General features: G+C 63.5%; 10 protein-coding genes. 7 read left to right on the top strand and 3 right to left on the bottom strand.

The window, feature by feature from the left end; genetic code table 11:
* Positions 1-510 precede the first annotated feature (510 nt).
* From QZM67_RS28455 to QZM67_RS28440, 4 genes are all read left to right on the top strand, one after another.
* A complete protein-coding gene (locus QZM67_RS28455) occupies positions 511-1,728 on the top strand; it encodes a DUF2863 family protein (protein ID WP_043188777.1) in 1,218 nt (405 codons plus the stop codon).
* 213 nt (positions 1,729-1,941) lie between these two features.
* A complete protein-coding gene (locus QZM67_RS28450; RefSeq protein WP_301808489.1) occupies positions 1,942-2,778 on the top strand; it encodes a response regulator transcription factor in 837 nt (278 codons plus the stop codon).
* A 75-nt stretch (positions 2,779-2,853) separates the two neighbouring features.
* Positions 2,854-3,528, top strand: a complete 675-nt coding sequence (locus QZM67_RS28445) for an energy-coupling factor ABC transporter permease (RefSeq protein WP_301808487.1) — start codon at positions 2,854-2,856, stop codon at positions 3,526-3,528.
* Positions 3,529-3,672: 144 nt separating this feature from the next.
* The gene (locus tag QZM67_RS28440; RefSeq protein ID WP_043188784.1) at positions 3,673-4,323 is read left to right on the top strand and encodes a hypothetical protein; all 651 of its coding nucleotides are present in this window, start codon (positions 3,673-3,675) and stop codon (positions 4,321-4,323) included.
* An 87-nt stretch (positions 4,324-4,410) separates the two neighbouring features.
* Here the strand turns inward: QZM67_RS28440 and QZM67_RS28435 are convergent, their stop codons facing one another.
* Both QZM67_RS28435 and yaaA read right to left on the bottom strand, forming a co-directional pair.
* Entirely contained in the window at positions 4,411-5,565 is a 1,155-nt protein-coding gene (locus QZM67_RS28435) for a M14-type cytosolic carboxypeptidase (protein WP_043188787.1), read from the bottom strand.
* Positions 5,566-5,702: 137 nt separating this feature from the next.
* Positions 5,703-6,485: a peroxide stress protein YaaA gene (gene yaaA, locus QZM67_RS28430; RefSeq protein WP_043188790.1), complete on the bottom strand. Its 783-nt coding sequence runs from the start codon at positions 6,483-6,485 to the stop codon at positions 5,703-5,705.
* A gap of 57 nt (positions 6,486-6,542) precedes the next feature.
* On the opposite strand from yaaA, the gene QZM67_RS28425 reads away from it, so the two are divergent.
* Positions 6,543-7,022, top strand: coding sequence for a putative toxin-antitoxin system toxin component, PIN family (locus QZM67_RS28425; protein WP_175023716.1), 480 nt, complete (start codon positions 6,543-6,545; stop codon positions 7,020-7,022).
* 33 nt (positions 7,023-7,055) lie between these two features.
* Positions 7,056-8,228 carry a pyridoxal phosphate-dependent aminotransferase gene (locus QZM67_RS28420; RefSeq protein ID WP_301808483.1) on the top strand — a complete coding sequence of 391 codons (1,173 nt, stop codon included), beginning with the start codon at positions 7,056-7,058 and terminating at the stop codon, positions 8,226-8,228.
* A gap of 43 nt (positions 8,229-8,271) precedes the next feature.
* On the opposite strand, the gene QZM67_RS28415 is transcribed toward QZM67_RS28420, so the two are convergent.
* Positions 8,272-8,928, bottom strand: coding sequence for a glutathione S-transferase (locus tag QZM67_RS28415; protein ID WP_301808480.1), 657 nt, complete (start codon positions 8,926-8,928; stop codon positions 8,272-8,274).
* Positions 8,929-9,129: 201 nt separating this feature from the next.
* On the opposite strand from QZM67_RS28415, the gene QZM67_RS28410 reads away from it, so the two are divergent.
* Positions 9,130-9,921: an oxepin-CoA hydrolase, alternative type gene (locus tag QZM67_RS28410; RefSeq protein WP_043188799.1), complete on the top strand. Its 792-nt coding sequence runs from the start codon at positions 9,130-9,132 to the stop codon at positions 9,919-9,921.
* The last annotated feature ends 251 nt before the right edge of the window (positions 9,922-10,172 follow it).

Below are 10,172 nucleotides of genomic sequence, written 5' to 3'. Positions count from 1 at the left end.
AATATGAATTGCTTCATAAACCTGACTTACTTTAGTGTGAGACTCTTGATACTTTCGCTATCTGATCCGAGGATCAGCTCGCTTCCATCAAGCGCCCACACTTATCGGCTGTTAATTTTTAAAGAGCATTTCTGCGAGAAACTTCGTGTTTCTCAGCAGCGCTGCGTTTTCAGCAGCAGAGAAGCGAGATTATGAACCGTGTTTCGCATTTCGTCAACAACTTTTTTCACTACATCGTTGCGACTGCGGGGTTCAACTTCCAGGCCAGTGGCGCGCTCCAGACTGCAGCACACCGCCAACCTTGCTTCCCTCTTCCGCGCCGCGTTTCCGTTAGCGCGAAAGAGGCGTGATTATAGGTAGCTTGCGACATTCGCGCAAGGGGTTTGAAGCAACTTTTTTACAAAAGCTGCAATTCGGCCAACCAGCCATGCGTCGGCACGAGACCGCTTATGGTGCAAAGAACGGACTAGAATGTGAGGTTCTTCGCCTCTTTCTATATACGTCTTTAATATGCGCCAGCGAATCGCCAAACGCCTCCCCCCCGATGCCGACAAACTGGTCGGTCTGTCGCTTGCGCTCTTCGCCTCGGGCAGCCGTATCGAGGATCGCTTCTGGGAAGCGAAGCTCGACGCGCTGCTCGCCAAGATTGTCCGCAACGGCAACCAGACCACGCTCGACGCAGCGCTCGACCATCTTCAGCAGAATCACCCCGATGCCTATGGCGCACTCGCCGACATGGCCGAGACGCACAGCGAGTCGATGGTGATCGAGCACGACGGCCAACCGTTCGACGCACTGCTGGTCGCCGTCCCGGTTCTCGCATGGACGCGCTACATGATTCCGTCGGGCCCGCTCAAGGGTGACGTTGCCGATGCGCTGCGAACGCACCTGCAGGCTCACGTCCTGGCGAACGGCACCTTGGTCGGGCTTGCTCCGTTCCTCTACAGCATCGACCAGTTGCCGCGGCACCACGTCGAGACCTACCGGCTGGCCCAGCAGCTCGCGCATGCGGCGATCAGCCAGCACACGCCCAAGCTCAGCTTCGGCGACCTGCCGGAAACCTCGCCGATCCTGGCCGACCCGCGCTTCCTGCTCGCCGTCGTCGCTGCGCCCGCCGGCGCACCGCTGTTCCGCTGGCAGGAAGAAGAAGGCGGCAGCCGGATCGAACGTGGCCAGTGCCTCGAGCAATGGACCGCCCAGGGCGGCCCGAACCTGTCGATCGCCCTGCCCGGCTGCGAGTTCGAATGCCTGCTTCCGGACGCGTACTATTCGGCCTGCCGGGATGCGGACGAACGCGTGCGTCCGCACACGGTCAGAACCGCCATTCGTTATCTTTTCGACACACTTGGTGCGGCACCGCAAGAGCTGCGCGCGGTGGTCGCCGGCTTCGGCGAACGCCGTATCGACGAGTATCGTGTCGGCTTCACGCGACGTGCCAGCAACGACGTAATCTACGGCGTCGTATGGCCGCTCTACGGCCGTGAAAACGGCGACGTGTCGATCGACAGCGCGACGCTTGAAGGCGAAGCACCGATCGAAGGGCCGCTCGAGGAAATCGTGAGCCTGCTGAAGGAATGCGGTGTAACCGACGTCCGGCGGCACGCGGGCCGCTTCGAGCCCGAATACTGCGATGACTGCGGCGTGCCGCTCTACGCCGATCCGCTCGGCGAAATCGTCCACGCGGAAATGCCGGAAGACGCGTCACCCGCCCAGCCGCACTTCCACTGACCCGCAGCACAGCAGGCCCTGACGGCCTGCCCGCCTGAAGCCGCTCACGGTTCCCGCCGGAGCGGCTTTTTACTTGTCCGCCATCCCGCCGCCCGAAATTTCATACTTTTCCTAAGCCTTTCAGCCAAGCAGACATCGTGTAAGGTCTTTGTCATCATCAGACCCAAGGCATGCCAGACGGCAGATCAATGGCTCACATTATGGAGGTTGAATATGCGGTTCCTGATGCTCAATTCAGACGCCGAACGGCGTGACGGACTGAAGGCCCTGTTGCGACAGATCGACCGTCACGCCAGCATCAACGATGCGCCCGACAGTTTTCAGGCGCGCAGGCTGCTGCGCAACCAACGTTTCGACCTCCTCGTGATCGACTGGCTCGATGTCGGCCGGCTCAGCGAGCTTCAGGCGCTCTGCAGCGCGTGCTCGCCGACACCCGTCGCCGTCCTGGTCGACGAGACATCGCCGGAAGCCATTCAGCGCTTCTTCAACTATGGTGTTGCCGGCGTGATCCCGCACTCCACGCGGCCGCACCTGATCGTGCGTGCACTCGAGATCGTGCTGCTGGGCGGGCACTACATCCCGCCGATCGCGCTCCGTCTGCTGCCTTCCACCGCCTCGGCGCGCTACGATGCCCATTTCCAGACGCTCGCCGGATCGCTTCCCCGCCGCCCGCCGAGCGGTCTCTTGTCGCCGCGGCAAGCGCAGATCATGCGCTTCGTCCACATGGGCAGCACGAACAAGATGATCGCCCGCACGCTCGGCATCAGCGAAGGTACCGTCAAGATCCACCTCGCCAGCATCTTCCAGCAGCTTGGTGCCGCCAATCGCGCCGCCGCGGTCGCGATCTACAACGGCTGGCTGTCGCCCCATCTCGAGGTGCTGCTGGCGAACCGCAGTCGCCCGCGCAAGCCGCCCACCGGCGAACACGGCCCGGTTCCGCTGCGTCCGCAACGGCATGACCGGCCATACCCGTTGCCAGCCTCGATCGACGGCGCACAGGACCTGCCGATCGCCGCCGAGCCGCCAGCGCGGTTCCGGCGCGAACGCTAGGCAAACAGTCTCGATATTGCGACGGTCGGTATGTGCGGATTCCCACCTTTGATGCTCAACGAGTAATATGGACGCATGGGTTTTCTTTTCACACCGCTTCCGCTCTGGGTTGGCATCGGTGGCTGGATCGCCGCCGTGGCCCTGCTCGCGCTCGCGATCTGGAATCGTCCCTTCGTGCGCCTGCAGGACTCCACGCTCCAGCACGTGTGGCTCGCGCTCGTGACCGCCATTGCAGTCCTCTGGGCCTCGAATGCCTGGCTCGAAGATGGCATCGTCATGCATCTGCTTGGCGCGACGCTGCTCGTCACACTGTTCGACTGGACACTCGCACTGATCGCGATGGGCGCCATCACGGCGGTCGCCGCGATCATCTTCGACGCGCCTTGGCAGGGTATTGGCCTGACCTATCTGATCTACGGCGCGCTGCCTGTCGCCGTGTCGGCGTTGCTGCAGCGCGCAGCGCTCGCATGGTTGCCACACAATCTCGCGTCGTTCATCACGGGCCAGGGATTCCTGTCGCCGGCGATCGCGATCATCGCGGTCGCCGCTGCCGCGGCCGGGGTCCAGCTCGCACTCGCGGATGGCGTGCCCGTCGTGATTCCGGCCGGCTATCTGCTGAACACTGCGCTGCTCGCACTCGGCGAAGCGTGGTTCACCGGCATGGCGACGGCACTCATCGCCGTCTATCGCCCCGCATGGGTCACGACCTTCGACGTCCGGCGCTATCGCCTCGGCGGCCCGCGCGCCTGAATGACCTGACCCACTGGTAGCGGCACCGCCATCACGTACCGGCGGTACCTCGTGCAGCGCGGCAGAATACGACATCTACTGCCGCACAACTTTTTTACGCTAAGATTGAACTCCGGTTCTTCATCGGACATCTATACGTGCCCGATGTCTCATTCGCTCCTCACCAATAACCAGATGGACAGCTCTCCTGCGTCGCTCCGGATTTTCCGAGCGCTCGGCAAGCTGGCAGCCTGTATTGCGGGCCTGTCGCTTGCGCTTCCGACACCGGCATTCGCCGACCTGCTCGACCAGCGCTCCGAACTGATCAACAAATTCGTCAACGAAATGCATGCCGATCCGCTCGCCGCCGATTGTGCGGCGCACGGCAGCTTCATCGCCAGTACGTCGTCGGCGTTCGACCGCGTCGACTTCGCGCCGAACGCATTCGACAGCGGCAACGCGACGATCACGCCTTGGAACGACTCGTTCGATCAAGGCAAGCAGCGCGTGAAGGTCGACAATATCGTCACGGTCGACGGACTCGGCATCCACAGCGACGGCAGTGACCCGACGCCACTGAAATTCCGATGCGGCTACGTCGGTCAGCAAATGCTTGCGTTCAGCTGGAACGACCCGGTTCCGCCGCTGAAGCCACGCGTCGAGCGCTCCTCATCCTCGACGAAGAAATTCAAGGGCAAGTCGCACCGAGGCAAGGTCAAGGCATCGAGCCGCACCGGCAGCAAGAAGGCCGTCGCAACGAAAAAGTCGAGCGGCCAGAAGAAGGTCGTGAAGAAGAAAGCCGCGAAGAAGTCCTGATACGACGTAGCGACATCGACAGACGCAAAAAAGCCGGGGCATCTCAAGATGCCCCGGCTTTTTTCATACGGCGACGCGACGCTACGCTTACGCGAACGTGTCGACGTGCACCAGGATCGCCGCCAGCATCGCTGCGCCAAGCGCCGCACTGCGCTCGCCGTTCCAGCCGACTCGCTCGTCGGGCAGGTTCGCGTTGTCCTTGAACGGCATCTCGAGCGTCAGCGACAGGCAGCCGAACTGGTGGCCGATGTACTTCGACGCGAGCTTGAGCGCGTCCTCCTTGTATTTGCTCGCCGCATAGCCGTGTTCAGTCTGGAAGTCGGGGCTCGCGACCTTGAACGCGTCGATGAATGCGGTCTGCTCCTTGCCCTGCTGCTCGGTAAAGCTCGGCAACATCTCCGACCCGGCAACGAACACATACGGCAGATCCTCGTCGCCGTGAATGTCGAAGAACATGTCGCAGCCGATCGCATGGATCGCATCGCGCACCGCCAGCACCTCGGGGCTGCGCTCTGCATCGGGCGCCATCCACTCGCGGTTCAGGTTCGCGCCTGCCGCATTGGTGCGCAGGTTGCCATGCACGCTGCCGTCCGGGTTCATGTTCGGAACGATGTGGAACGTCACGCGATCGTACAGCTTGCGCGCGACCGGATCACCGGCCCAGTCGCCCCAACCGGCCAGCCGCTTGACGAGGCCTTCGACGAACCACTCGGCCATCGACTCGCCGGGATGCTGGCGCGCGATGATCCACACCTTCTTCTTCGGCGTGCCGTCGGTTTCCGGCGTACCGAGCGTCAGCAGCGACATCGGACGGCCTTCGACCGTGCGGCCGAGTTCGACGACGCTCGCCTGCGGCAGTTGTTGAACCGCGCCGAGAAATGCCGCGTGACGCTCTTCCGAGTACGGTTCGAAATACGCGTAGTAGATGCTGTCGAATTCAGGCGTATGGTCGATGGTCATCGTCTTGCCGTCGAACGTCGTCGGCACGCGGAACCAGTCGACCCGGTCATAGCTCGCCACCGCACTGTAATTGCGCCAGCCCGACGGATATGCGCATTCGGCAGCATTCTCGAACGTCATCACGCAGCGCTCGCCGCGTGCGCCCGTCAAGCGGTAGTAAAACCATTGCGCGAATTCCGACTGGTTGTCGCCACGCACGCGCAGCCGAATCGCATCGGGACTGTCGCACGACACGACGTCGATTGCGCCTGCGTCGAAATTGCTGGTGATCGAAAGGGCCATCTGTCTCTCCTTTATCGACCGGAGTTGGCGCTTTAGCGCTTACGCCGGTCCTATGCAAAGCTGGCGACCGGAACAAGCGGTGTAACGCCTGCCCGGCCTCATGCATGCGTCGGCCGTCTCGTGAACGGCCGACAGGGTCACTCGCCGACGCGCCGGCGATATACGTAAGTCGAATCGTTCGACGCAGCCGCATCGAACGCATAGCCTTCCGTCGCGAAATCCTTCAGCGCCTTCGGGTCGGTAATACGGTTCTCGACGATAAAACGCGCCATCAGGCCGCGCGCCCGCTTCGCATGGAAGCTGATGATCTTGTAGCGGCCGCCCTTCCAGTCCTCGAACACCGGCGTGATGACGGGTGCGGCCAGCAGTTTCGGCTTGACCGACTTGAAGTATTCGGTCGACGCGCAGTTGACCAGCACGCGCGCCGCGCCGCTGCGCGTTTCGAGCTGTTCGTTCAGCGCCCGCGTGATGCGATCGCCCCAGAACGCATACAGATCCTTGCCGCGCGCGTTCGCGAAGCGCGTACCCATCTCGAGACGGTACGGCTGCAGCAGATCCAGCGGACGCAACAGCCCGTACAGGCCCGACAGCACGCGCACGTGCTGCTGCGCATAGTCGAGATCGGCGGACGAGAGCGATTTGGCGTCGAATCCTTCATATACATCGCCGTTGAACGCGAGCACGGCCTGCTTCGCGTTGGCCGGCGTAAAGGTCGGCGACCAGTCCGCGTAGCGCTGGAAATTCAGGCGTGCGAGCGGATCGGAGATATCCATCAGCGTCGCGATGTCCTGCGGCGAAAGCTTGCGCAGGCCGTCGATCAGCTCCGACGCGTCGTCGACGAATGCAGGCTTCGTGTAAGACTGGACGTGCGCGGGCGTATCGTAGTCGAGGGATTTGGCTGGAGAGAGAACGATTATCATATAGGCTCGCTGGCACGCCGTGCCTTGCGGTCAGACGAAAACCACCGATTGTAACGAATGACCCGCTCTCTCGCCCCGCATGCCGCACATCGCGTCGTGCTCGACTCGAACGTCTGGATCGACATCCTCGTATTCGACGACCCCGCTACGCGCCCGATCCGGGCCGCGCTCGAACGCGGCACGCTTGCCGCCGTGATCGACGGCCGCTGCCTGACCGAACTCGAGTATGTGCTCGACTATCCGCAGTTCCAGTCGCGCGCAGTCGACAAGGCGGCCGCGCTCGCGACCGTCGCCCGCCTGGCGAGCCTCGTCGAGCCGCCGTCCATCGACGCCGACGCGCCGCCATTACCGAAGTGCAAGGACCGCGACGACCAGAAGTTTCTTGAACTCGCCCGCGCCGCCCAGGCCGAGTGGCTCGTATCGAAAGACCGCGCGCTGCTGAAGCTCGCGAAGCGCACCGCACGCGACTTCGGCTTCCGGATCGCGCAGCCTGCACCCTTTGCCGAGGCCTGCGCGCTCGACGCCACGCCGGCCTGACGCACGCACCTCCACCCGCTTTCGACCGTATCGATGAACGCTCCTTCAGACATGCCAACGACTCCCGTTTTCCCCTCGCGCCTGCCGAACGTCGGCACGACGATCTTCACGGTCATGAGCGCGCTTGCCGCCGAAAAAGGCGCGGTGAACCTCGGCCAGGGCTTTCCGGATTTCGACTGCGATCCGCGCATCGTCGATGCGGTTGCCGCCGCGATGCGCAACGGGCACAACCAGTATCCGCCGATGGCCGGGGTCGCGCCGCTGCGCAATGCGATCGCGGACAAGATCGCGCAGGTCTATGGCCGGCGCTACGATCCGGCGACCGAAATCACCGTGACGGCCGGCGCGACGCAGGCGCTGCTGACCGCGATCATGTGTACGGTGCATCCGGGTGATGAAGTGATCGTCGTCGAACCGACCTACGACAGCTACCTGCCGTCGATCGAACTCGCGGGCGGCAAGCCCGTGTTCGTCACGCTGGAAGCGCCCGACTACGCGATTCCGTTCGACCGTCTGGCGGCCGCCGTCACGCCGAAAACGCGCATGATCCTGATCAACACGCCGCATAACCCGACGGGTACCGTGTGGCGCGAGGCGGACATGCGCAAGCTCGAAGAGATCGTGCGCGGCACCAACGTGCTGATCCTGTCCGACGAGGTTTACGAACACATGGTCTATGACGGCGCGCGCCACGAGAGCGTCGCGCGCTATCCGGAACTCGCCGCGCGCAGCTTCATCGTGTCGAGCTTCGGCAAGACTTATCACGTGACGGGCTGGAAGGTCGGTTATGTTGCAGCGCCTGCAGCGCTGACCGCGGAATTCCGCAAGGTCCACCAGTTCAACGTGTTCACGGTGAACACGCCGATGCAGATCGGGCTCGCCGATTACCTGCGCGATCCGGCGCCGTACCTGACGCTTGCCGACTTCTATCAGAAGAAGCGTGACTTCTTCCGGGCCGGCCTCGAGCGCACGCGCTTCAAGCTGCTGCCCTGCACCGGCACGTACTTCCAGTGCGTCGACTATTCGGCGATCAGCGACCTGCCGGAAGCGGAATTCTCGAAGTGGCTCACGTCGGAGATCGGCGTGGCCGCCATTCCGGTGTCGGCGTTCTATCACGAGCCGCACGAATCGGGCGTCGTCCGATTCTGCTTCGCGAAGCAGGAAAGCACGCTCGCGTCCGCGCTCGAGCGGCTCGCCCGCCTGTAAGTCCCGCACGGGCGGCGTCGCGCCGCCCCGCCGGCCCCGCGCTTTACGAACGTGCGCCGCTCGTCGCTTCGATATAGGCCTTCCGATCGGCCGCCACGCGCTGTGCAGCAGGCCGCTCGCCGACCTGCTTCGCGTGAGCCTTCCAGTCGATGTCCGCATCGAGCAGGAAGTCACGTCCGAACACGGCCTTCGTCGCCATTCCGATGACCGGCAGATGGATCGATGCGGCGATGTCCGCCAGGCTGAACGACTCGCCGAGCACATACGGCGAAAACTGCGTCATCTGCTTGAACGCATCGATCGCGCGTGGCAGGCGCTTCTCGACATGCGCCTTCATCCCGTCGCTGACCTTGCCGCCGAAAAACGCTTCCGTATAGACCTCGCGCGCCATCCATTCGAGATACAGTTCGAGCGTTTCGACCAGTTCGCGCACCTTCGCCGCCGCGAACGGGGTTGCCGGGAAAATGCCCTTCTCGGGATAGCGTGCCGCCAGGTACTCGACTATCACCTGCGACTCGAACAGCGCGCCTTCCTCCGTTTTCAGGAACGGAATCTTGCCGAGCGGCGAATCGGCGAGCTGGGCCGGATCGCTGATCGGCAAACCGCACACCGACTCCTCGAACGGAATGTCGTGTTCGAGCAGGACGAACTTCACCTTGTTGTAATAGTTGGACAACGGAATACCGCACAGCTGTAGCATCGGAGTCTCCTTCGTTGCTGGAACGCGGCCGCAACGGTGCCGGCCGCATCGGGATTCGTCGCGCTGAAAAGCACGTTCGTGCTAGTCTAAAGCAAGTTTTTCGTCCGTCACGACAACAATACATCTGCTACGGCACCGGCTGCATCCGCGCGTGCCATGCGCCCGCCGCCATAGCCCCGCCATCCGATGGAGACACGCCGCATGAGTGCTGAACTGCTGGCCTCGCGTCCGCCCGAGAGCGAATCGACGCTCGTCCTCACGCTATCCAATCCCGGCGCACGCAACGCGCTGCATCCCGACATGTACGCGGCCGGCATCGAAGCGCTCGCCACCGCCGAACGCGATCCAGGGATTCGCGCAGTCGTGCTCACCGGCGCCGATCGCTTCTTCTGCGCCGGCGGCAACCTGAACCGGCTGCTCGACAACCGCTCAAAGGATCCGTCCTACCAGGCCGACAGCATCGATCAGCTCGCCGCATGGGTAACGGCGATCCACGCTTCGACGAAGCCGGTGATCGCGGCGGTCGAAGGCGCCGCGGCCGGCGCGGGCTTCTCGCTCGCGCTCGCGTGCGACCTGATCGTCGCCGCGCACGATGCGAAGTTCGTGATGTCGTACGCGCGTGTCGGTCTGACGCCCGACGGGGGCGGTTCGTGGTTCATCGCGCGCGCACTGCCGCGTGCGATCGCGGCCGAGATCCTGTTCGAAGGCAAGCCTGTCGCAGCCGAACGTCTGCACACGCTCGGCGTCGTCAACCGGCTCGCCGTGCCCGGCGCGGCACTGACCGACGCGCTCGCATGGGCCGATGCGCTCGCCGGCATCTCGCCGAACGCACTCACGCGCATCAAGTCGCTGCTCGACGACGCAACGATGCAGCCGCTCGACGCGCATCTCGGCACCGAGCGCGATCATTTCGTCGCATCGCTGCATCATGCGGACGGACTCGAAGGCATCACCGCATTTCTCGAGAAACGCCAGCCCCGCTACAAACGCTGAGCCGTCGCGCCCGCTTTCGAATGGACGCGTCGCCACCGCATCGACCCGATGCTGCACGGCGACGCCCCCAATCTCGGCGACTCGGCACGACACGCGATTGCCCCCGACACCATGCGACTCGACGCGCGCACGACTGCGCATACGCACTGGCACGCACGGTACCGTCGCCAGCAGCCCGCATCGATCCATGCTCTAATGACCGCCTGTCGCGGCGCTGCCGGCGCCGTTTTACGCGCATGCAACAAAGGAGT

It is taken from the genome of Burkholderia sp. AU45251, assembly GCF_030482905.1.
GTDB lineage: Bacteria > Pseudomonadota > Gammaproteobacteria > Burkholderiales > Burkholderiaceae > Burkholderia > Burkholderia aenigmatica.
Note: the sequence above shows the minus strand (reverse complement) of the source record. Positions and strands in the feature narration are given on the sequence as shown.

Bases quoted from the DNA above. Each gene is read 5' to 3' on its own strand.
- QZM67_RS28445 (WP_301808487.1), top strand. From the start codon at position 2,854: ATGGGTTTTCTTTTCACACCGCTTCCGCTCTGGGTTGGCATCGGTGGC.
- QZM67_RS28450 (WP_301808489.1), top strand. From the start codon at position 1,942: ATGCGGTTCCTGATGCTCAATTCAGACGCCGAACGGCGTGACGGACTG.
- QZM67_RS28420 (WP_301808483.1), top strand. From the start codon at position 7,056: ATGAACGCTCCTTCAGACATGCCAACGACTCCCGTTTTCCCCTCGCGC.
- QZM67_RS28435 (WP_043188787.1), bottom strand. From the start codon at position 5,565: ATGGCCCTTTCGATCACCAGCAATTTCGACGCAGGCGCAATCGACGTC.
- QZM67_RS28440 (WP_043188784.1), top strand. From the start codon at position 3,673: ATGTCTCATTCGCTCCTCACCAATAACCAGATGGACAGCTCTCCTGCG.
- yaaA (WP_043188790.1), bottom strand. From the start codon at position 6,485: ATGATAATCGTTCTCTCTCCAGCCAAATCCCTCGACTACGATACGCCC.
- QZM67_RS28415 (WP_301808480.1), bottom strand. From the start codon at position 8,928: ATGCTACAGCTGTGCGGTATTCCGTTGTCCAACTATTACAACAAGGTG.
- QZM67_RS28425 (WP_175023716.1), top strand. From the start codon at position 6,543: ATGACCCGCTCTCTCGCCCCGCATGCCGCACATCGCGTCGTGCTCGAC.
- QZM67_RS28410 (WP_043188799.1), top strand. From the start codon at position 9,130: ATGAGTGCTGAACTGCTGGCCTCGCGTCCGCCCGAGAGCGAATCGACG.
- QZM67_RS28455 (WP_043188777.1), top strand. From the start codon at position 511: ATGCGCCAGCGAATCGCCAAACGCCTCCCCCCCGATGCCGACAAACTG.